The following is a 21,696-nucleotide window of genomic DNA, read 5'->3' as shown; positions in this document are numbered from 1 at the left end:
CGTCAGGTGGCAATTAGGGGGTGCGGAGGGAGCGGGCGAGCTCGCGGCGCTTGGCCTGCTCGGCCGGATCCGGCACCGGCAGCGAAGCGATCAGACGCTTCGTGTAATCCTCCCTCGGCGCACCGAGCACCTGTTCACCTGTGCCCTCTTCGAGCAGCTCACCGTGGAAGAGCACCCCGATGCTGTCGGAGAGCATATCGACGACGGCGAGATCGTGGCTGATGAACAGGGCCGCGAAGTCGAAGCGATTCTGCAGCTCGACGAACAGCTCGAGCACCTTCGCCTGCACCGACACGTCCAGCGCCGAGGTCGGCTCATCGGCGATGACTAGTTCCGGATCAAGCGCCAGACCGCGCGCCAACGACGCCCGCTGCCGCTGCCCGCCCGAGAGCTCGTGCGGGTACCTGGCCGCATAGGCCCTCGGCAGCTGCACCGAATCGAGCAGCTCGATCACCCGCTTCGACCGATCCGCGGCGCTCATCTCCCGACGGTGGATCGCAAACGGTTCGGCGACGCATTCCCCGATCGTCAGATGCGGGTTGAACGAGGCCGCCGGGTCCTGGAACACGAACCCGATCCGCCGCCGGATCTTCGAGAACTCGCGTTCCTTGAACCCGACCATCTCATGACCGAGCACTTTGAGGCTTCCCCCGCTGGCCCTGGTCAGACCCGCAATTGCGCGCCCGATCGTCGTCTTGCCCGATCCCGATTCGCCGACGAGGCCGTAGACCTCACCGGCCTTGATGTCGAAGCTGACCTTCTTCACTGCGTGGAAATCGTCTCGGCCGATGCCGCCGGGATAGACGATGTCGAGATCGCGAGCGGAGACGATCGACTCCCGCGCGTCTCGCTCCCCCGCATCTCGCTCCCCCGCCGAGGCGGTGCCGATCGAGGCCTCCCCCGCCGAGGCGGTGCTGATCGATGTCTCCCCCGCCGAGGCGGTGCCCGCCGACGCAGGTTCGGCCACCGACGGGTCCCGCGCGGTCGTACCCGACCCGGCCCCTGCCTCGGCGGCAGCGGCCTTCCGGCTGCCTGCCACGGTCGATCCGATCCGGGGCACGGCGGCGAGCAGTTCCCGCGTGTACTGCTCCTGCGGGTCGCTGAAGAGCTGCTCGACAGAGGAGACCTCGACGAGGTCGCCGCGGAACATCACGGCCACCCGGTCGGCGAGGTCGGCGACAACACCCATGTTGTGGGTGATGAGCACGATGGATGTGCCCGTCTCATCACGCAGCTCCCGCAGCAGATCGAGGATCTCGGCCTGCACGGTGACGTCGAGGGCCGTGGTCGGCTCGTCGGCGACGATGAGCTTCGCGCCCAGGGCAAGTGCCATGGCGATAACGATGCGCTGCTTCTGCCCGCCCGAGAACTGGTGCGGATAGTAGTCGAAGCGGTTCTCGGCATCCGGGATTCCGACCTGCTCCATCGCCGCGACGACGCGGGCCTTGAGATCGGCCTTGTTCGCCTTCCTGTCGTGGGCGCGCAGGCCTTCGGCGATCTGCCAGCCCACGGTGTAGACGGGATTGAGTGCGGTCGAAGGCTCCTGGAAGACCATCGCCACGTCACGTCCGCGCATGGCCCGCAGTTCCTCGGCGGAGACGCTGAGCACGTTCTGCCCGGAGATGACGATGGCGCCCGAGCGCTGCGCCGTCTCCGGCAGCAGCCCGAGGATGGACCTGGCGGTCACTGTCTTGCCGGAACCGGACTCGCCGACGATGGCGAGCACCTCACCGGGTGAGACGGACAGCGATACGTCCTTGACCGCGTGGACTTCGCCTCCGTCGGTGGAGAAGGTGACATCGAGTCCGTCGACGTCGAGGACGTTGTCGGTCGCAGGACCGGCCTGCTCATGTGACTTCCTGCTCATGCCTTGACCTCCGCAGTTCTGACGTTCTTCGTCTTCGCTTTCCGCCGCACCCGCAGGCGCGGGTCGTTGAGATCGTTCATCGACTCACCGACCAGGGTGATGCCGAGCACCGTGAGCACGATCGCAAGCCCCGGGAACACCGCGGTCCACCACACGCCGGAGGTGACATCCGGCAGTGCCTTGTTGAGGTCATAGCCCCATTCCGACGCCGAGGTGGGTTCGATGCCGAAGCCCAGGAACCCGAGTCCGGCGAGGGTGAGGATCGCCTCGGAGGAGTTGAGCGTGAAGATCAGCGGCAGGGTCCGTGTTGCGTTGCGGAAGATGTGCTTGGAGATGATGCGCGTCTTCGACGCCCCCAGCACGATCGCCGATTCGACGAAGGGCTCGGCCTTCAGCCGCAGCGTCTCGGCGCGCACGACCCGGAAGTACTGGGGGATGAAGACCACGGTGATCGAGAACGCGGCCGCGGCGATGCCGCCCCACGCACTCGACTGGCCGCCGGAGATCGCGATCGACATGACCAGCGCGAGCAGCAGGGTGGGGAAGGCATAGACGGCATCGGCGATGACGACGAGGATGCGGTCGAGCCACCCACCGAGGTACCCGGAGATGAGGCCGAGGATGACACCGGCGAAGATCGACATGATCACGGCCACGACGATGACGGCCACTGCGGTCTGCGCGCCCCAGACCACGCGGGAGAAGACATCGTAGCCGCCGACCGTCGTGCCCCAGATGTGGGAGCCTCCGGGAGGCAGCTTCGACCCGAAGTTGCCTTCGGAGGTGCCGAGCTGATTGAAGCCGTAGGGGGCGATGAGCGGGGCGAAGATCGCGCTGATGAGGACGATCCCGCACAGCACGAGCCCGGTGATGAGCATTCCGCGCTGCAGTCCCACGGACTGACGCAGATGGGAGACGATCGGCAGCCGGGAGAACCAGGACTTCTTCGCCTTCTCGTCGAAGGCCAGCGCGGGGACACCGGAACCGGGAGCCACCTCGGCGAAGATCTCCGTCGACGGCGTCGACGAGGGGTTCTGTGGATTGTCTGGAGTGGACATCAGTACCTCACTCTCGGGTCGATGAATGCGGCGATGACGTCCACGAGGAAGTTCGTGAACGCGACGATGACGGCGAGGAACACGACGATTCCCTGCACGGCCACGAAGTCACGCGCGGTGAGGTATTCGGCGAGTTTGAAGCCGAGCCCCTTCCATTCGAATGTCGTCTCAGTGAGCACGGCGCCGGCGAGCATGAGAGCGATCTGCATGCCCATGACGGTGATGATCGGGATCAGCGCCGGACGGTAGGCATGCTTGGTGACCAGGCGGTATTCGGAGATGCCGCGGGATCGGCCCGAGTCGATGTACTGCTGTTCGAGAGTGCCGATGAGGTTCGTGCGCACGAGCCGGAGGAAGACTCCGGCGGTGAGGACGCCGAGGGCGATCGCCGGCAGCACCGCATGGGCGAGCACATCGCCGAGGACGGAGAAGTTCCCGATCCGCAGGGCGTCGATGAGGTAGATCCGGGTCGGGCCCACGACTCCGGACATGATGTATTCGGTCTGTGTGGTGCCGCGACCGGCCACGGGCAGGATCGGCAGGAAGACGCCGAAGATGAGCTTGAGGATCATGCCGGCGAAGAACACCGGGGTCGCGTAGCCGAGGATCGCGAGCACTCGCAGTGCGGCATCCGGGGCCTTGTCGCGGTGGTAGGCGGCGAGCATGCCCAGCGGGATGCCGATGACGAACGCGACGATGAGCGCGTAGAAGACGAGTTCGACGGTCGCCGCCCCATAGTTGAGGAGGATTGCCGAGACCGGCTGGCCGTCGGAGACCGCGGTGCCGAAGTCGCCCTTGAGCAGGTTGCCCATGTACTCGAAGTATTGGACGAGGAGGGGCCGGTCGTAGCCGGCGGCCTGGACGCGCTCGGCCAGTTGGGCCTTCGTCAGGCGTCCGCCCAGCGCCGCGGTGATCGGGTCACCGGTGATGCGCATGAGGAAGAACACCAGAGTGGTGAGAATGAAGATGGTGGGAATGATGAGGAGGAAGCGGATGAGGACGTAACGTCCCAGACCGCCTCCCGAGGGCTTCTTGACCGCGACCGAAGTCTCGGCGGCCTCCGCCCCTGGTTCGCTGATGGCAGCAGACATGTGTTCCTTTGGGATGTGTTTCGAGGTGTCCGCGGCCGGGCTCGCGGATGGGCGCGCCCGGCGATGGGCGGCAGCTCACGCGGATCGGCGTGAGTGCGCCGCGAACGCGCCACGAGGTGCAGGCGGCCTGACCGGCTCACCTGCACCTCGTGGGGGTGATCACTTGCTCAGCAGCGCCAGCCGGAACTGGAACGCGGGATCGAGGGTGTCGTCGACGCCCTTGATGTCCTTGCCGGACACCGCGATCTGGTTGCCCTGGAGCAGCGGCAGGGTCGGCAGCTCGTCGGCGAGCTGACCCTGGATCTTCTTCAGAGCTTCCTCGCGCTTGCCTTCATCGGCGATGGAGGACTGAGCGTTGAGCTCCTTGTTCATCGTCTTATCCCGGTAGTGGTTGCCGAGGAACGACGGGGTGTCGTCCGTGTCGTAGAAGAACGGCACGAGGTAGTTGTCAGCATCCGAGTAGTCGGGGAACCAACCCAGCTGGTACATCGGGTACACGTCATCGGTGCGGTCCTTGTTGTACTGCACCCATTCGGTCGACTGGAGGTCGACCTTGAACAGACCGGTCTTGTCCAACTGATCCTTCACCAAGGCGTACTCGTCGCCCGAGGACGGACCGTAGTGGTCCGGGTTGTACTGCAGCTTGAGCTCGACCGGTGTCTCGACACCGGCGTCCTTGAGCGCCTTCTTCGCCTTCTCGACATCGGCCCCGCCGTTGCCGTCGCCGTACTCGGCCTTCAGCGGCTCGTCTGCACCGGGCAGGCCTTCGGGCACGTGCGAGAACAGCGGAGTGAAGGTGTCCTTGTAGACCTGGCTGGCGATGGCCTGACGGTCGACGGAGTCAGCCATGGCTTGACGGACCGCGAGCGACTTCTTCTCATCGGCCTCATCGGTCTTCGCACCGAAGGGCATCGTGTCCATGTTGAACACGATGTAGCGGATCTCTCCGCCGGGGCCCTTGTGGACCTTGAGGTCCTCGTTCTTGCCGAGGTCGTCGATGTCGGTGGCCGAGAGCGAACGCCAGGCGACGTCGATGGTGCCCTCTTGGACGTCGAGCTTCATGTTGTTCGCGTCCGAGTAGTACTTCATCTGCACGGTCTCGGTCTTCGCCGGCTCGATAAAGCCCTGATAGTCCTCGTTCGCCTTGTAGGTGAGCAGCTCATTGAACTTGAAGCCGTCGATCGTGTACGGACCGGCGAAGGCCTTGCCGTCGACGATGTCCTGGTCCTCGGTGACCTTGTCCGCCGAGAACACGTCCTCGTCGACGATCGGACCGGCCGCGCTGGCGAGCACTCCCGGCCAGGTCTGGTCGTTCTTGCGTTTGAGGTTGAAGATCACGGTCTTCTCATCCGGGGTCTCCACGGACTTCAGCCCGCCGAGCAGCGAGGACGGTCCGTTGGGATCCTGGATCTTCAGCTGCCGCTCGAAGGAGAACTTCACATCCGAGGAGGTCAGTTCATTGCCGTTGGCGTACTTGAGCCCGTCCTTGAGCTTGACCTCGTACTTCGTGGGTTCGGTGAAGTCCGCGGATTCGGCGATCGAGGGGTTGAGCTCGGCCGTGCCGGGCTTGTACGCGAGGATGAAGGGGTAGACCTGCTGCTCGACGAGTGAGCTTCCGTTGTCGTACGAGGCGGCCGGGTCCAGCGCCACAACCTTGTCCGTGGTTCCTACCGTGAGCATGCCGCCCTTGTCATCCCCGTCGCCGCCTCCCGTCGTCGAGGTGGAGCAGGCGGAGAGGAGCAGAGCCCCCGCCGCGGCGATGGCCACGGCCTTCGCACCAGTGCGTCGTTTCATGGTGTTCCTGTCATTCCAAATGTGCTCTTCGTGTCGTCTTTGCTCGAAGAGATCCGCACCACATCATACGGTTCCCGTCCCAAATAGTGAACTGGCTCATAGCCGGTGAGCCACATCGCAATGACTTCGCAATGATTCGCCGCCGATCCGAATCGGGCCGAACCGACCCCCATCGCCGAGGCGGCCCCACCGACACAGCGAAACCCTCCTTGTCGTAGCCTCCGCCGATGCGGACGAGGCGGTCGCGGCGAGGTCGAGCCGCCTCGGCGACGTCGATTTGCGCGACAGATCACAATCGGTTTCACTTATGAGGTGCATCACAGAGAACTGCCGAGAAACTCTCGTGGAGTTGATTGCTCGCTCGGTGGTGATTGCTCACACGGCGGTCAGCGCTCTGGCACAGACATTCCCTCAGCAATGCCGAACCGGTGATCCCGGCTCGGAGAAACGAATGGAGAAGCGTGTCCGCTTTCATCGAATGGCTCAATGACGTGGTGTGGTCGTCCGCCCTCGTCTACCTGTGCCTCGGCGCCGGTGTCTATTTCACGATCCGCTCACGGGCGGTGCAGATCCGTCAGATTCCTGCCATCTTCAAGCAGATGTTCAGGGGCAAGAGCTCCAATGAGGGAGTCTCGTCCTTCCAGGCCCTCGCGATCTCCCTGGCCGGTCGCGTCGGCGTCGGCAACATCGCCGGTGTCGCCACCGCCATCGGCTTCGGCGGGCCCGGTGCCGTCGTGTGGATGTGGATCTCCGCTCTGCTGGGCGCCTCGACGTCCTATGTCGAATCGACGCTGGGGCAGGTCTTCAAGGAACAGGACCCCCGCACCGGCGAATACCGCGGCGGTCCTGCCTTCTACATCGAGAAGGCCTACCGTCACACCAAGGCCCGTGGCCTGTTCAAGGTCTACGGCATGGTCTTTGCGGCCGTCACGGTCATCGCCATGAGCTTCATGCTGCCGGGCATCCAGGCCAATGCGATCTCGGGAGCCGTGGAGAACGCGTGGAGCCTGCCCACCTGGGTGACAGCGATCGCACTGGTCATCATCATGGGCTTCATCGTCATCGGCGGCATCAAGCGCATCGCGCACTTCGCTTCGCTGGCGGTGCCCTTCATGGCCGTCATCTACATCATCGCCGCCATTGCGGTGACCCTGGTCAACGCCGATCAGATCATCCCGGTGTTCGAACTCGTCTTCAAGTCCGCCTTCGGCATCGACGCCGGACAGGAAGCGGCGTTCGGCGGCATCATCGGCATGGCCGTGCAGTGGGGTGTCCAGCGCGGCATCTACTCGAACGAGGCCGGTCAGGGAACCGGACCGCACGCGGCGTCGGCCGCCGAGGTCTCCCATCCGAGCAAGCAGGGACTCGTCCAGGCCGGCTCCGTCTACATCGACACGCTCTTCGTGTGCTCGGCCACTGCGTTCATGATCCTCTCCACGGGCATGTACAAGGTCTTCGACACCGACGGAGAGACGATCATCGGCACCGGGCGCGGCCAGATGGCCGAGGCCATCGCCGCCACACCGGGCGAGAAATGGCCGCAGGCCGGTCTCGACTCGATGCTCTCCGGCTTCGGCGGATCCTTCATCGCGATCTCGATCTTCCTCTTCGCCCTGACGACCATGGTCGCCTACTACTACATGGCCGAGACGAACCTCGTGTACCTGCTGGGCAAGATCAGGAACACCATGGTCCTGGCCGTGGCCAAGCGGATCCTGCAGCTGGTCATCGTCATCGCGGTGGCCGTCGGCGCGATGTCGGCTTCGGGCAGTGCTTGGGCGCTCGGTGACATCGGCGTGGGACTCATGGCCTGGCTGAACATCATTGCGATCCTCATCCTGCAGCAGCCGGCGTTCAAGCTCCTGCGCGACTTCGAACGCCAGACCAAGCACGGACTGGACCCGGTGTTCGAGCCCGAGAAGCTCGGTGTGCGCAACGCCGACTTCTGGGACCAGCGGGTGGCACGCCTCAAGGCCGGCGACGCCGTGCCGCAGGGCTGAGCGACGGCCGCCCGCCGCCCGCCATCGGTGGCCCGGCCCGAGGGCTGAGCGACCGCCGCCCGCCGTCGTGGCCCGGCGGCGGTTGCCCGGCATCGGTGGCCCGGCCGGAGGGCTGACGGTCAGCCGTTTCCGCGGAGTGGGACGAGGTACGAGTGAATAGCGAGGTCCGGGACAATGGCGTCCCGGACCTCGTGTCATTCACAGCGGCGCCCCGGCCGAAACTTAGGTCACTAACGGATAGTTTCCGACGCTGAAAGTATCCGATTGCGACCACTGTTTGCCAGAAAGTATCCGAAAGCGACCACTCTTTGCCCGTTCACGCCTGCAGACAGAGAGCAGCGGCCGCCGCCCGGTTCCGGACGACGGCCGCTGCTGCGAATGCTCGGACTCAGACCACAGTCTGCGTGCCGGGCTCAGTTCTTCAGGCTGGTGCCCGCCGAGCCGAGGTTCTCGCAGGCCTCGACGATGCGCGCGGCCATGTTCGCCTCTGCCGCTTTGCCGTAGGAGCGCGGGTCGTAGAGCTTCTTGTCGCCGACTTCGCCGTCGATCTTGAGCACGCCGTCGTAGTTGCGCAGCATGTGCTCGACGACCGGGCGTGTGAAGGCGTACTGGGTGTCGGTGTCGATGTTCATCTTCACGACTCCGTGGCGGACCGCCTCGGCGATCTCCTCTTCACTCGATCCCGAACCGCCGTGGAAGACGAGGTCGAACGGAGACTTCTTGCCGACTTCTGCCCCAACCTTCTCCTGGATCTCACCGAGGAGCTCGGGACGCAGCTTGACGTTGCCGGGCTTGTACACGCCGTGGACGTTGCCGAAGGTCAGAGCCGTGAGGTAGCGGCCCTTCTCGCCGGTGCCGAGGGCACGTGCGGTGGCCAGGCCGTCATCGACGGTCGTGTAGAGCTTGTCGTTGATCTCGTTCTCGACGCCGTCCTCCTCGCCGCCGACGACGCCGACCTCGATCTCGAGGATCGAATGCGCGGCGGCCGAGAGCTCGAGCAGCTCCTCGGCGAGGACGAGGTTCTCATCGAGCGGAACCGCCGAACCGTCCCACATATGCGACTGGAAGTAGGGCTCGCCGCCGTTCTTCACCCGCTCGGTCGAGGCCGCGAGCAGGGGCTTGACCCACTCTTCGACGGCCTGCCTCGGGGCGTGGTCGGTGTGCAGAGCGATGTTGACGTCGTAGCTCTTGGCCACCTCGGCGGCGAAGACGGAGAACGCGATCGCGCCGCGCACACGGTCCTTGATCGTCGGACCCGAGATGTACTCGGCGCCGCCCGTGGAGATCTGCACGATGCCGTCGGACCCGGCCTCGGCGAACCCGCGGATGGCCGCGTTGATCGTCTGCGAAGACGTGCAGTTGATCGCCGGATAGGCGAAGCCCTCGGACTTCGCACGGCTGATCATCTCGGAATACACTTCGGGGCTTGCAATGGGCATATGGGCTCCTTGGTCGGTGGATTCGATGCGCTCGTTTGCTCCCAGACTACTCGGTCATGGGTAGAGCCTGAAGTGCTCCCCGCCGTGGCCGAAGAATTCTGGCTCCTGAACCCGTTGGCGCAGCCAGCAGAGGCGACCCGGGTCGAAACCCGGGCCGCCTCGGCTGCTTCAACGGCTCGCTCGACAGCCAGGTGAGAGGCCTGCCGAGTGCCGGCGTCTATTGGGTGCCCTTGGCCTTCCGCTCTTCCTTCGGGGTTCTGGTCAACACGCCCCTGGTCCGTGACAGCCGATAGTCGATACGTGCATCGACCTTGTCGCCGAGGTATTCGTCGAAGTCATCGGCGATGTGTTCACCGACCTCGTGAGTACGCTGACCGGTTTCGATCTCCCGAGCTCTGAGGGATTCGATCTGGAACGCCCGCACCATCGAGATCGCGATGAATATCAGGATGATGCTGAACGGCAGCGCCGTAGCCAGGGAGGCCGCCTGCAGAGCACCGAGGCCGCCGGCCAGGAGCAGTCCGATCGCCAGAGCGCCCTCGAGTGCGGCGAACAGCACACGTGACCACACCGGCGGGTTCGGGTGTCCGCCGGAGGCCAACATGTCGACGACCAGCGATCCGGAATCCGAGGAGGTGATGAAGAAGATCGCCACGAGGATGATGGCAACCACAGACAGAATGCTGCCCATCGGCAGGGAGCTGAGCACGTCGAAGAGCACCTTCTCTGCCACGACTCCCTCTTCCGGGTCGACCAGGCCGCCCTCACCGAAGAGCTGTCGATAGATTCCCGTGCCGCCGAGTGCGGCGAACCAGATGAATCCGACCACGGTGGGTACGAGGAGGACGCCGGCGATGAACTCCCGGACGGTGCGTCCCCGCGAGATGCGGGCGATGAACACACCGACGAACGGGGCCCAGGAGATCCACCAGCCCCAGTAGAAGATCGTCCAGCTCGATGCCCACTCGGCGCCTTCTTCGCCGGTGTAGGCACCGACGTCGAAGGTCATGTTGAAGAAGTTCGCCAGGTAGACGCCGAGGGACTCGATGAGGTTCTGGAACAGGAACAAGGTGGGGCCGAGCAGCAGCACGGCGATGAGGAGGAGTCCCGCCAGCGACAGGTTGATGTTCGACAGCCACTTGATTCCCGCGCCCACTCCCGAGATCACGGACAGGGTAGCCAGGAAGGTGATGACGACGATGAGGATGACGAGGAACATATTGTCGACCTCACCGACCAGCCCGATCGCTTGGAGGCCGGACGAGATCTGCTGGACACCGAGCCCCAGGGAGGTCGCAATGCCGAAGACGGTACCGAAGATGGCGAGGATGTCGATGATATCGCCCATCCAGCCCTTGACGCGGTGCCCGAGCAGAGGCTCGAGCGCCCAGCGGATCGAGACAGGACGTCCACGGCGGTGAATCGCGTAGGCCAACGCCAGTCCGATCACGGCGTAGATCGCCCAAGGATGCAGTCCCCAGTGGATGAAGGTCTGAGCCATCGCCAGCTTGGAGATATCCGCTTCGCTGCCGTCCCATCCTGGCTTGGGGCCGGATGTGGCATAGGTCAGTGGCTCACCGACACCATAGAAGACCAGGCCGATGCCCATACCGGCTGCGAAGAGCATGGCGAACCAGGAGAAGACTCCGAACTCGGGTTTCTCTCCGTCACGGCCGAGAGTGATCTTCCCGAACTTCGAGAATCCGATCACGATGGAGAAGATGACGAACCCGCCGACGACGAGCATGTAATACCAACCAAGGTCGGCGACGATCCAATCGTTGACGCTCGTCAGGACCGTGTTGGTGCCGTCGGGCAGGAAGATCGCAAGCAGCGCAACGCCCAGAATTGCGATCAGGGAAGGCCAGAAGACGGCCGGAGCGATGAGTCCCTTGCCCAGGCGCACGCCCTGTGCTTTCAGCTTCGCGGTAATCTCGTCATCGGTGTCGGCATCTGCCAGCGACACCTCGCTCGGCAGATGCAACCGAATCGGATCGGGCGAATCGATGAGCATATGCGGATTTTCAGCGTCGTTCTTCGGCGCCGAGGTGGTCGTCTCTCCCACCCCAGCGCTCTCCTTCTCGTCGGAGGTATCCATGAGGCCTTTCGGATCGAGTGGCTGTGAACGTCTACCAACTCTGCCGTAATGTACCGTAGCTATCAAGCTATTCTCAGCAGACTGTAGGGACAATCACGGCGAGAACAGCACCTCGCTGAGGACAACCACCGCGGGAACAGCAGCTCGATGAGGACAATCACCCGAATCGCCAGCGGCACCTGCAGCGATGACGATTCATCTACAGTGGCGTCATGCAGACGAATCCGATATCGCCGGCGGGGTCCCGTTCCCGAGTGCTGAGCTGGGCCCTCTGGGATTGGGGGTCGGCGTCGTTCAACGCCGTCATCATCACCTTCGTCTTCTCGCCGTATCTGACGAAGAGCGTGGCGGCGACAGAGGAATCCGGTTCCTCGGCGCTGGGCTGGTCGATGGCTGCGGCCGGGTTCATCATCGCCTTGGTCGCACCGGCAGCGGGCACTCGGGCCGACTCCGGCGGTCGGCATAAGCTGTGGCTGGGAATCCACACCGGAATCGTCATTCTCACGATGTTCGGGCTCTTCTTCGTCCGCGACTCCCCCGACTACCTGTGGCTGGGTCTCCTGCTCATCGCCATGGGCAGCGTGTTCTTCGAATTCGCCGAGGTGTCCTACAACGGCATCATGGTCCGCATCACCCAGCCTGGCAACGTCGGGAAGGTCTCGGGCTTCGGCTGGGGCATGGGCTACGCAGGCGGCCTCGTCCTTCTCGTCATTCTCCTCGTCCTCGTCATCCAGCCCGAGGTGGGGCTCTTCGGTGCCGGGGACGAGGGCGGGATGAGGTTCCGGGTCGTCGCCGTCATGTCGGCGACCTGGTTCGCGATCTTCGCCGTGCCTGTGCTCTTCACAGCACCGAGTGCGCAGACTGCGAACCCATCAGCTGGGCACCCGATCAAGTCGTTCATCGCCGACTATGCCGTGCTCGTCCGCCGCCTCGTGCGGATGTGGAAGGAGGAGCATCAGACGCTGCGGTTCTTCATCGCATCGGCGGTGTTCCGCGACGGGCTGGCCGCGATCTTCGCCTTCGCCGGGGTGCTGGCCGCAGGCAGCTACGGCTTCTCGCCTTCGGAGATCATCATCTTGGGCGTCGCCGCCAACGTCGCTGCCGGCGCGGGAGCTATGATCGCCGGATTCTTCGATGACCGGCTCGGGCCGAAGCCCGTGATCATCACCGGGCTCATCATCATCCTCATCGGCGGCCTGCCGATCCTCTTCAGCGACGATCCCGTCGTGTTCTGGATCTGTGCGCTTGTGCTCAGCTTCTGCGTCGGACCGGTGCAGGCTTCGAGCAGGTCCTTCCTGGCCAGGATCACTCCACCCGAACGTGCTGGGGAGAACTTCGGACTCTATGCCACGACCGGTCGTGCTGTGAGCTTCCTCGGCCCGGCCATGTTCGCCCTCTCGATCTCGATCCTCGGCTTCCAAAGAGCCGGCACGGCGGGGATCCTCATCGTGCTATTCGTCGGCCTGCTCCTCATCATCCCGGTCGGCCCCGAGGCACCACGCCACTCGATGCAGGCACAGACCGAACGCTGAGCTGCCGCGCCGCCGCTGGAGCCTCTGCACCGCCGCGCATCGGCGCCGCCGCTGGAGCCTGCGCCGCCGCTGGAGCCTGCGCCGCCGCTGCGCCAACGGTTGGCAAGTTCTCTTCGATAATTGAGTCTCAGATCGAAGAGAACTTGCCAACCGTTTCGCATTCTCGTGCCGAGTCCACCTCAGTCCTGAGCAAGCAGGTCGTCAATCTGGCTCATCGCGCTCGTGGCGCCTTCGACCATGCCCATCTCGAGTACGGTTTTGAGGCTCTCGAGGGAGTCGAAGGTCGATTCGTAGGTGGCCCGCGTCCCCCCGTCGACCTCACTGAAGGTGAAGACGCTGCCGCTGCCGGGCATCGACTCATCGATGTTGAAGTCCTCGTCCGCGAAATAGTCGCGGAATGCCAATTGCCTCGGAGCGTCGACCGAGGACACTTCCCAGAGCCCGCAGAACTTCTCACCCTCAGGGCTGGTCATAAAGTAGGTGACCCGACCCCCTGGCACCAAAGAGTGGTCGACCACCGTTGCCGGATAGGTGGGCGGCCCCCAGACCTTCTCGAGCTGGCGCGGGTCGGCGTAGACCTCCCAGACCCGTTCGGGAGGTGCCGCGAATTCGGCGACCATCGTCAGAGTCAGGTTCTCTTCGTCGTGGGTGGTTTCAATGACTGGCATGACAACTCCTTTGTTCGTCTCATCGTGTTCGCATCACAGACCGTCGGCCCCATCCTGGGCCAGCAGGTCATCGATGCGTTCGATCCGTGCACGCCACATTTCCTCAAGCTCGCTCAGCAGTGAGGCCACGGTGCGAATCGCACCCATTTCGACGTGCGCGATCTGGGCGCGTCCGACCCGCCGTTTCGACACGATCTTCGCACGCTCAAGCACAGCAACGTGCTTCTGCACCCCTGCAAAGCTCATGTCATAGGAATCTGCGAGCTCGGACACCGAAAGCTCTTCGACCATGACCCGCCGCACGATGTCGCGACGCGTCCGATCGGCCAATGCCTGAAACATCAGGTCCACCTGATCGTCGGAAAGTGCTTCCATAGTCAAATTATACAACCATTCGGTTGTACGTCAAGAGATGAACCACCTCTACGCGAGACCGCCGGCGCAACTCCCGGTCGGCTCGACCCGAAAAAATTCACCCGCCCCATTGACTCCATGATTGAACGCGCGTTTAATATTAAACATGCGTTCAACACACGACGAATCGAACTCGAGGAAGCCGACAGCGAGGCAGACTCCCGAACCGGCAGAGGCAAAGCCTGCTCGTTCTCCCAATGCCTCCCCGGAGACTGCGGACCGGATTCGCACTGCCGCGATTTCGGAGTTCGCCATCCACGGGTTCACAAAATCGACGATCCGCAGCATCGCCTCGGCGGCCGGGGTCTCCCCCGGGCTCGTCATCCACCACTTCGGGTCGAAGGAGAGGCTGCGCACCGTCTGCGACAACCACGTCTTCGATGCCATCTCCGAGGCCCAAGCCGCGAATGTCGAATACTCCGCTCGCGTCATGCGGATGTTCTTCGACGATCCGAGTATGGCGATGAACTTCAACTACCTCATGAAGTCTCTGCTGGATCCCAGCGAACACGGCCAACGCCATTTCGAGCACTACATCGGTCTCGTCGAGGACTACATCGCCCATGGCTTCGCCGGATACACGTTTCGGCAGAGTGAGGATCCTCGGGGGCAGGCGGCGACTCTCGCGACGTTGGCACTGGCGCCGTCGATGCTCGAACACCGACTGCAGACCTCTCTGGGTACGAATGGCACAGCGGAGACGATGACTCGGCTCGCACCCCACCTGCTCGACCTCTACCTCAACGGCGTCTTCGAGACGATCCCCGACAGCGCGATCCCCGACAGCACGATTCCCGACGATGCGGCACCCGACCCCACCAAACCCTCAGGAGGCGATCAGCCATGACCACAGCGACGAACACTCCACCGTCCACCTCGGCGGTTGCCGACACCGACTCCATGGCCATCTCCATGCGGGACGTGGTCAAGAGCTACGGCCGCGTCCGCGCGCTCGACGGGCTGTCCCTCGAGGTGGCACGCGGCGAGGTCCACGGATTCCTGGGCCCGAACGGGGCCGGCAAGTCGACGGCCATCAGGATCCTGCTGGGCATCCTCAAACACGATTCGGGTCGCATCAGACTCCTCGGACAGGACCCCTGGAAGCGTGCGGTGCCCCTTCACCGCAGGCTCGCCTACGTTCCCGGCGACGTCGAACTCTGGCCGAGTCTGAGCGGGGGCGAGGCAATCGATCTGTTCGCGCGGCTGCGCGGCGGGGTCGATACCCGCAAGCGCGATGAACTCATCGAGCGCTTCGACCTCGACCCGCGTAAGAAGGGCCGAACCTATTCGAAGGGCAATCGGCAGAAGGTTGCGCTGATCTCGGCGCTGGCCTCACACGTCGATCTTCTGCTGCTCGACGAACCGACTGCCGGGCTCGACCCGCTCATGGAGGCCGTCTTCCAGCAGTGCATCCGAGAGGCGAAGGAGGAAGGACGCACGGTGCTGCTCTCCAGTCACATCCTCGCGCAGGTGGAGGCATTGGCCGACCGTGTCTCGATCATCAGATCGGGACGAATCGTCGAATCCGGCGCGTTGTCGGACCTGCGCCACCTCTCCCGAACAACGGTCACCGTCGAAGTGGAGTCGGAGATTCCGCAACTGCAGAACATGCCCGGAGTCCACGATCTGGTCCGTGAGGGACCGCAGCTGCACTTCAGCGCCGACACCGCCGAGCTTCCCGCCATCATGCGCGCTCTCGGCGAGCATGAGATCCGGGCGCTGACAGCGACGCCGCCCACGCTCGAACAGCTGCTGCTGCGTCACTACGGCAACGCTGCCGGTACTGCCGGTGCTCGCGGTACTGCCGGTCGCAGCGGCTCCGCGAGTCGCCACACTGCTTCCGGCCGCGGGCTCCTTGCGAAGGAGGAGCCATGACCCTCCTGGCACGCACCGCCGGCGCCCCCAACCGGAATGATGCACGGCTGAACCGTTCCGGCCGCGGCCGTCATTCAGAGGACCACGGCAGCTCCGAGGTGGCCGGCCTGTGGACTCTGCTGCGGCTCATGGGCCGACGAGACAGGTGGCGAGCGCCCATCTGGATTCTCAGCCTCGCCGCCCTCAACGCCTACTTCGCAAATGCGATCGCGGTCGTCATGGACGAAGGCACCCTGGCCTCGATGGTGGTGTTCGCGAAGAATCCCGTGATGGGTCTGATCACCGGCCCGGGCTACGGAATGGATGAGATCACGATCCCACGCTTCGTCGTCGGCATGTACGGGGTCTTCCTCATGCTCGGCGCTGCCCTGATGTCGATCACCACGATGACTCGGCACACCCGCGCCGAGGAGCAGACCGGTCGGGCAGAACTGCTGAGAGCGAACGTGGTCGGCCGCCACACGCAGCTTCTGGCCGCGCTGGGTCTCACAGTGGTAATGAACCTGGTGGCCGGGTTCCTCATGTCCCTGACATTCTTCTTCTCCGAAGCGAAGCCCGACCCCTTCTCCTCTGCCCTCCTCTTCGGCGCGAGCATCGCCGCGGCAGGCTGCGTGTTCGCAACGATCACGGGCGTCACCGTGCAGCTGAGCTCGTTCTCTCGGGCAGCCTCAGGCATCGCCGGAGCAGTCCTCGCTGCGGCGTTCGTCGTCCGCGGCCTCGGTGACATGTCGGCCGTTTCGGGTGGCGACCTGAAATGGCTCTCCTGGCTCTCCCCACTGGGCTGGTCGCAGCAGACGGCCCCGTACACTCTCGATCGCTGGATGCCACTGCTGCTGTCAGTGGCAGCCATCGTCGTCCTCGTCCCTGTGAGCGTGCTGCTCCAGTCTCGCCGCGATCTGTCGGCGGGGATCTTCGCCGACCGCCTGGGCCGGGCCCACGCCTCATCTGCTCTGTCGACGAGCACAGGACTGGCACTTCGTCTGCAGCGTTCGAGTCTGGTCTGGTGGTCGATCGGGGTCTTCGCCATGGCGCTGATCTTCGGCTCCTTCACCGGAGTCATGCGCGACGGTGCGGCTGGGATGCCACCGGAGATCCTCGATCTCATGGGCGGCTCGAGTGGAATCGTCGACGGCTACATCGGCTATATGGCCCTCTACTTCGCCATGATCGTCGCCGCCTATGCGATCATCGCCGCCTCGGGGCTGCGGGCCGAGGAGTCGGGGCTGCGCACGGAGCCCGTGCTCGCCACGGCCGTGGGACGCGGCCGCTGGGTGCTGTCGTGGATGTCTGTGACACTGCTGGGCTCGCTCTGGCTGCTGGCCCTGGCAGGCCTCGGCGAGGGGCTGGGAGCGGCCGCATCGACCGGCGGCTGGTCTCTGCTGGGACCGACGATCCTCGGCCACATCGCTCAGACCGCATCCGTGTGGGCTCTGCTCGGGCTCGCCCTCGCACTCTACGGCTGCGCACCGAGGCTGCAGGGCCTGACCTGGATCGTCTTCGCCTGCAGTGCCGGCCTGGCCCTGTTCGGACAGATGATGGACCTCGACGAGGCGGTCCTCGACACTTCCGTGTTCGTTCACATCGGCCAGTATCCTGCCCAGGATCTGTCTCCCGAGGCGGTCGTGGCACTGGTCGCGATTGCTGCCGTCCTCGTGATCCTCGGTGTGCTCGGGTTCCGGCGCAGGGACCTCGTCACGGTGTGAAGGCGAAGGCCCGGCCTCCGGGGAGAATCTGGGGAGAAGAAGAGCAGAAGGGAGCCGAATTGAGATGAATTCGTGACTGTGGGTGTTCGGCCGGCGGACTATCCTGGGGTCACCATGTGTCATTTCGACGAAAGCAGTCTCGACGATGAGAAAACCTTCAGCACATGAAGTGGACATTGCCATCCTTGGTTCAGGAGCCTCAGGCACACATGGGCTGCTGCAGATCCTCTCCCTGCTTGCCGAGCGGAAGTCATCACTCGATGACGGCATCCGCATCACGGTCATCGACCGAGACGAGCAGTTCCATTCCGGTATCCCCTACGGTCATCGTTCGGGACGCTCCTCGCTTCTGATCTCGGCACTGGAGAATTTCCTCCCAGACCGCGAGCGCGGTGAGTTCATCAGTTGGCTTGAGGAACGACGAGAGGAGATGCTCGCCTGGGCAGCAGCTGGCCTGCCCCCCGATTCGCTTCTGGCCCAGGCCATGGATCGGGACTGGATCCTTCGCCACGAAGACGAGGTGCGTGCCGGCAGATGGGACGGTCTCTATCTTCCGCGCCGACTCTACGGACAGTATCTGGCTGAGCTCGTCGAACGTGCCGTCGATCTTACCCGGGGCTTCGTCGAAGTCGACTTCGTCCATGCTGATGTCAATGAGGTGATCGGGGACGGTCACGGAGGTGCCCATCTGCGCGAAAGGACTTCTGACGGTGAGGTGCGCTTCACCCTTCATGCGTGTTCCATGCTGCTGGCCATCGGCTCACCACCAGTGCGGCAGCTGGCAGTCACCGACGGCGATTCGACCGTCATCGACGATCACCTCGCCGCGGGCTTCGTCGATGATATCCACGCTCCGGGGATTGAACACGTGATCGAGAGGATCAAGGGCCGGTTGATGTCGTTGCCGCTTGAGAAGCGGGAGATCCTGCTGGTGGGCGGAAATGCGGATGCTCTGGAGTTCCTTCTCGCATCGCACAGGCTCAGACAGGACACCGGCGCCAGGCTCACCATCCTCTCGCCCCAGGGACGACCTCACCATTGGCATCACGACCGCTCCGACGAACGGGCACCGACACCGATCGTCGACCGGCTGCTCGAGTCTGCTGCGGCAGAGACTCCGTTACGGGCGAGGGAGCTGCATGCCGCGGTGCGCGCGGAGCTTGCGGCATCGGTCGACCACCACAGCTTCAAATCGAAGATCGAAGCGCTGATCGCAGCAGTCGGGTCCTCTCTGGCCTATATGGAGGACTATGAGCTGTGCTCCATGGCAACCGAACACGGACGCGCCATCTCCGACCTGCTGCGCCAAGCCGGGGGTGATGCCGTCGACCTACTCGACGAAGGCATCTCAGACGGAAGCATAGCCTGCGTCCCCGGGCGATTTCGAGAAGCGCTTCATCTTGAGGGTATGCTGTTCGCCGATGTGGACCGGCCAACCGCATCGACCCTCTTCCCGACTGTCGGTGCCCCGAACACCCCGGATCACGGCTATGCGGTGATCATCAATGCCACGGGATTCGAACGAGTCACAGACACCCACTCCCCACTGCTGCGACAGATGCTCGGCGCGGGAACAGTGAAGCCTTCGGCTTCGAAGTCCGGGCTTGCCCTGGATGGTTCGTTCCGTGCCAATCCGGGCATCTTCGTCCTCGGACCGCTGATCGCCGGACACCATCACGGGAGTTCGGCCCTCTGGCATATCGAGAGTGTAGTCCGGATCATGCAGCTTGCAGGCAAGGTAGCTGAGGAGCTCGTCGCTGACACTCTCAGCCGTCGCTCGGCAAGAGAGCAGCTGATCACCGTCTGAACTCGCTGCCCCAACCCTATGAACCGGCCTCCGTGATCAGCATAAACCCCAGCGCTCACCCTGGCCGCAGGAAGCCCAGCCGCCTCGCTTGCTTGATGACCTCTTCTCTGCCGGCGACTTCGAACTTGTGGTAGAGGACCGAGAGGCGGTTCTTCACTGTCCCCGGCACCTGTTGGAATTCGTTTGAGATCTCTGAGATCGTCAGTCCCTGAGAGAGAAGTTCAAGCAGCTGCAACTCTGCCGGGCTCAGTTCGGGCAGTGACACTTCTTCGACCGATATCACTCCCACAGTCTGCAGCCGCGTAAGGAGATCCTCCTTGCTTCGGAAGTGTCGGCTGAAGACGGAGAACGCCTCATCCCATGTCCTGTCCTGCCTCGTCAACGCGAGCAGTCGCGTCCTGTCTCCCAGCGGCAGGAGGGCGATGGGCAGAAGCGAGCTCACCCAGGCAGAGAGGCTGATGGCGGTGAGGAACTCGGCCCTCGCCTCGCTCTCCTGTCCGATCCTCTGCAGCGCGGCGGCTTTGATTGCTGCCAGCTCGGCTCGAGTCTTCGGAGTCAGCGACTGATGGTAGAACCACGTATCAGCCATCACGACCGCACTCTTGTGCCGGCCTGCGATGAGTTCGATTCGAGCGCTGAGCACAATGCGCGGACCGAAGCTCACGGACAGCTGCTGGTTCTCCGCCTCGGCCCATTTCAACTGCCCCATACCGATGAAGACCATAATGCGGCTTGCCCGCAGCAGTTCCCGCCCCGTGACCGACACGGATACCGGATCCCGGTATTCTTCGATCTCATCGGTGACGAACAGCAGCTCGGATTCGGTCGTGGCACCGAGAAGTGCGAGCATGCGGCTGATGACGGGAATGTAGGCCGACAGTGAACCGAGTTGCGGATAACCGGTCAGCAGATCGATCTCCCTCCGGGCCCCATCCAGGTCCAGCCGATCGAGAGCGCGCAGCGCCGCAGCGATGTGCATCGTCGGCTGCACCCATTCGTCGATGACGACGGGAAAGTGGATCTCGTCTGCCAGTCGTTCCAAATGCCGGTCGGCTCGTTCATGATCGCCGCTGGATGCGGACACCAGGGCCGTCCACGCTGTGATGGCTGGCAGCAGGAAGTCTCCATCGATGTGTCGGCTGCTCGCTGCCGGTTCGATCTCATGCAGGATGGACAGCGCTCTCTGCGGCTCAGCCGAGTGGAAGAGCGAGACCGCTGTCAGAAATCGGATGATGAGGCGGGACCGTGTCCCACCGACCCCTCCCAACCACTCCAGTCCGGTGCTCGCCGCCCTCGCGTGCTGCCCCGTCTGGGCCAGTTCGACCATACGACCGATCGTCGCGAAGCCGCCGAGACGGGCCTCATCTTCTGCCCCGCCGCCATCCTTCCTGACGGAAGAATCACCGGGGAGGAACCGACTCAACTGTCCTGCGCGAGTTTCCCACACGAGGATGTCTCGTGCCGCTTCACATGTGATCTCATTCTCATGATGTCCCACGAGTTCCTCCGCCAGCAGATACATGATGTCCAATTCGGGCTCGTCCGAGAGAGCAGCCGCGGGAAGACCTGCATAGGCTCCGCATACTGCCTGGGGGGCCAGCAGAAACATTGCCAAGCCAAATGATTCCTGAAGTCGGATCAGCACCCGCCAGAGTCCACTGCGTCGCGCCAGGCCCAGGACATCAGCGAGAACGCGCAGGTCGGGGATCTGGGAATTCTCGAGATGGTCAGTCAGCGCCCCGACGAGATCCGTGACAAGTCCCGGATAGGACTCACCCTCCGCAGCCTCTCGACGCAGGACCGCCGCCAGCAGAGCGGGAACGCGCAGGTACCTGCGTCCGGCTGATTCCTCCGCGAATATGACGACGCCCGCCATCTGCAGCCGCATGAGCACCCCCTCCGCATCGTGGAGCACGAGTCCCCCTTCGACCTTCGCATCGATCGAGGACAGGGCGAGCACCGCGGTCTGCCTGGAGAACGAGCTCAGATGTGACAGAACCGTCGCAACCCACGCGTCACTGCTTGTGAGATCGAGCTCCAGCCGGGGACTCAGAGTGGCCACATAGTCGGCAAAGCTCGTCGCCGTCACATCATCGGGCAGCACCGTCCATTCGGCGATGTCGAGGACTGTGCGGGCCAAGTCCGCCCACCCGCCGGTGGCGGTGTAGAGACTGGCTGCCAATTCGGCACGGGTGATGGCCGAACAGTCCCGAGCAGGCGCCGTCAACTCCGCACCGGCGAGGCCGAGTTCCCGTGCGAGCTCTTCCGGACTGCGACACCGGCTCACGTTCGGCTCCGAGTCCGGCACGCGACGACGCGCAGAAGCAGCATACGCAGCCTTTTCACAGCA

At 63.9% G+C, this 21,696-nt stretch carries 15 protein-coding genes; 6 read left to right on the top strand and 9 right to left on the bottom strand.

Annotated elements, in window-relative coordinates; translation table 11 throughout:
• Nucleotides 1-13: 13 nt before the first annotated feature.
• The 4 genes from ACSE4D_RS09960 to ACSE4D_RS09945 all read right to left on the bottom strand — a co-directional run bounded on the left by ACSE4D_RS09960 (nucleotide 14) and on the right by ACSE4D_RS09945 (nucleotide 5,810).
• A complete protein-coding gene (locus ACSE4D_RS09960) occupies nucleotides 14-1,867 on the bottom strand; it encodes a dipeptide ABC transporter ATP-binding protein (RefSeq protein WP_425118968.1) in 1,854 nt (617 codons plus the stop codon).
• Entirely contained in the window at nucleotides 1,864-2,925 is a 1,062-nt protein-coding gene (locus tag ACSE4D_RS09955) for an ABC transporter permease (protein ID WP_425118969.1), read from the bottom strand. The genes ACSE4D_RS09960 and ACSE4D_RS09955 overlap by 4 nt, the downstream gene beginning before the upstream one ends.
• Entirely contained in the window at nucleotides 2,925-4,016 is a 1,092-nt protein-coding gene (locus tag ACSE4D_RS09950) for an ABC transporter permease (RefSeq protein ID WP_425118970.1), read from the bottom strand. Before ACSE4D_RS09950 ends, ACSE4D_RS09955 begins: the two co-directional genes overlap by 1 nt.
• Nucleotides 4,017-4,175: 159 nt before the next feature.
• A complete protein-coding gene (locus ACSE4D_RS09945; protein WP_425118971.1) occupies nucleotides 4,176-5,810 on the bottom strand; it encodes an ABC transporter substrate-binding protein in 1,635 nt (544 codons plus the stop codon).
• A 461-nt stretch (nucleotides 5,811-6,271) separates the two neighbouring features.
• Between ACSE4D_RS09945 and ACSE4D_RS09940 the strand changes: the two genes are divergently transcribed.
• On the top strand, nucleotides 6,272-7,810 hold the full coding sequence (locus tag ACSE4D_RS09940; protein ID WP_425118972.1) for an alanine/glycine:cation symporter family protein: 1,539 nt from the start codon (nucleotides 6,272-6,274) through the stop codon (nucleotides 7,808-7,810).
• A 413-nt stretch (nucleotides 7,811-8,223) separates the two neighbouring features.
• Here ACSE4D_RS09940 and fbaA read toward each other — a convergent pair whose 3' ends face one another.
• Entirely contained in the window at nucleotides 8,224-9,249 is a 1,026-nt protein-coding gene (gene fbaA, locus ACSE4D_RS09935; protein WP_425118973.1) for a class II fructose-bisphosphate aldolase, read from the bottom strand.
• Between the two features lie 217 nt (nucleotides 9,250-9,466).
• Entirely contained in the window at nucleotides 9,467-11,263 is a 1,797-nt protein-coding gene (locus ACSE4D_RS09930) for a BCCT family transporter (RefSeq protein ID WP_425119068.1), read from the bottom strand.
• A gap of 296 nt (nucleotides 11,264-11,559) precedes the next feature.
• On the opposite strand from ACSE4D_RS09930, the gene ACSE4D_RS09925 reads away from it, so the two are divergent.
• Complete coding sequence (locus ACSE4D_RS09925) at nucleotides 11,560-12,879, top strand: MFS transporter (protein WP_425118974.1); 1,320 nt, start codon at nucleotides 11,560-11,562, stop codon at nucleotides 12,877-12,879.
• A gap of 179 nt (nucleotides 12,880-13,058) precedes the next feature.
• Here the strand turns inward: ACSE4D_RS09925 and ACSE4D_RS09920 are convergent, their stop codons facing one another.
• Nucleotides 13,059-13,547 (bottom strand): SRPBCC family protein, encoded by a 489-nt coding sequence (locus ACSE4D_RS09920; RefSeq protein ID WP_425118975.1) that lies wholly within the window; start codon nucleotides 13,545-13,547, stop codon nucleotides 13,059-13,061.
• A 33-nt stretch (nucleotides 13,548-13,580) separates the two neighbouring features.
• Nucleotides 13,581-13,922, bottom strand: a complete 342-nt coding sequence (locus tag ACSE4D_RS09915; RefSeq protein WP_301537710.1) for an ArsR/SmtB family transcription factor — start codon at nucleotides 13,920-13,922, stop codon at nucleotides 13,581-13,583.
• Nucleotides 13,923-14,067: 145 nt separating this feature from the next.
• On the opposite strand from ACSE4D_RS09915, the gene ACSE4D_RS09910 reads away from it, so the two are divergent.
• The 4 genes from ACSE4D_RS09910 (at nucleotide 14,068) to ACSE4D_RS09895 (ending at nucleotide 19,346) form a co-directional block, all read left to right on the top strand.
• Nucleotides 14,068-14,808, top strand: coding sequence for a TetR/AcrR family transcriptional regulator (locus ACSE4D_RS09910; RefSeq protein WP_425118976.1), 741 nt, complete (start codon nucleotides 14,068-14,070; stop codon nucleotides 14,806-14,808).
• Nucleotides 14,805-15,836: an ATP-binding cassette domain-containing protein gene (locus tag ACSE4D_RS09905; RefSeq protein WP_425118978.1), complete on the top strand. Its 1,032-nt coding sequence runs from the start codon at nucleotides 14,805-14,807 to the stop codon at nucleotides 15,834-15,836. Before ACSE4D_RS09910 ends, ACSE4D_RS09905 begins: the two co-directional genes overlap by 4 nt.
• Nucleotides 15,833-17,539 (top strand): ABC transporter permease, encoded by a 1,707-nt coding sequence (locus tag ACSE4D_RS09900; protein ID WP_425118979.1) that lies wholly within the window; start codon nucleotides 15,833-15,835, stop codon nucleotides 17,537-17,539. The genes ACSE4D_RS09905 and ACSE4D_RS09900 overlap by 4 nt, the downstream gene beginning before the upstream one ends.
• Nucleotides 17,540-17,684: 145 nt before the next feature.
• A complete protein-coding gene (locus ACSE4D_RS09895) occupies nucleotides 17,685-19,346 on the top strand; it encodes an FAD/NAD(P)-binding protein (protein WP_425118980.1) in 1,662 nt (553 codons plus the stop codon).
• 55 nt (nucleotides 19,347-19,401) lie between these two features.
• Here ACSE4D_RS09895 and ACSE4D_RS09890 read toward each other — a convergent pair whose 3' ends face one another.
• On the bottom strand, nucleotides 19,402-21,528 hold the full coding sequence (locus ACSE4D_RS09890; RefSeq protein WP_425118982.1) for a LuxR C-terminal-related transcriptional regulator: 2,127 nt from the start codon (nucleotides 21,526-21,528) through the stop codon (nucleotides 19,402-19,404).
• Between the last annotated feature and the right edge of the window lie 168 nt (nucleotides 21,529-21,696).

This window comes from Brevibacterium sp. FAM 27836 (genome assembly GCF_051351055.1).
Taxonomy (GTDB): Bacteria; Actinomycetota; Actinomycetes; order Actinomycetales; family Brevibacteriaceae; genus Brevibacterium.
Note: the sequence above shows the minus strand (reverse complement) of the source record. Positions and strands in the feature narration are given on the sequence as shown.

Coding starts and splice junctions, on each gene's coding strand:
- ACSE4D_RS09960 (WP_425118968.1), bottom strand. CDS start 1,867: ATGAGCAGGAAGTCACATGAGCAGGCCGGTCCTGCGACCGACAACGTC.
- ACSE4D_RS09955 (WP_425118969.1), bottom strand. CDS start 2,925: ATGTCCACTCCAGACAATCCACAGAACCCCTCGTCGACGCCGTCGACG.
- ACSE4D_RS09950 (WP_425118970.1), bottom strand. CDS start 4,016: ATGTCTGCTGCCATCAGCGAACCAGGGGCGGAGGCCGCCGAGACTTCG.
- ACSE4D_RS09945 (WP_425118971.1), bottom strand. CDS start 5,810: ATGAAACGACGCACTGGTGCGAAGGCCGTGGCCATCGCCGCGGCGGGG.
- fbaA (WP_425118973.1), bottom strand. CDS start 9,249: ATGCCCATTGCAAGCCCCGAAGTGTATTCCGAGATGATCAGCCGTGCG.
- ACSE4D_RS09930 (WP_425119068.1), bottom strand. CDS start 11,263: ATGCTCATCGATTCGCCCGATCCGATTCGGTTGCATCTGCCGAGCGAG.
- ACSE4D_RS09925 (WP_425118974.1), top strand. CDS start 11,560: ATGCAGACGAATCCGATATCGCCGGCGGGGTCCCGTTCCCGAGTGCTG.
- ACSE4D_RS09920 (WP_425118975.1), bottom strand. CDS start 13,547: ATGCCAGTCATTGAAACCACCCACGACGAAGAGAACCTGACTCTGACG.
- ACSE4D_RS09915 (WP_301537710.1), bottom strand. CDS start 13,922: ATGGAAGCACTTTCCGACGATCAGGTGGACCTGATGTTTCAGGCATTG.
- ACSE4D_RS09910 (WP_425118976.1), top strand. CDS start 14,068: ATGCGTTCAACACACGACGAATCGAACTCGAGGAAGCCGACAGCGAGG.
- ACSE4D_RS09905 (WP_425118978.1), top strand. CDS start 14,805: ATGACCACAGCGACGAACACTCCACCGTCCACCTCGGCGGTTGCCGAC.
- ACSE4D_RS09900 (WP_425118979.1), top strand. CDS start 15,833: ATGACCCTCCTGGCACGCACCGCCGGCGCCCCCAACCGGAATGATGCA.
- ACSE4D_RS09895 (WP_425118980.1), top strand. CDS start 17,685: ATGAGAAAACCTTCAGCACATGAAGTGGACATTGCCATCCTTGGTTCA.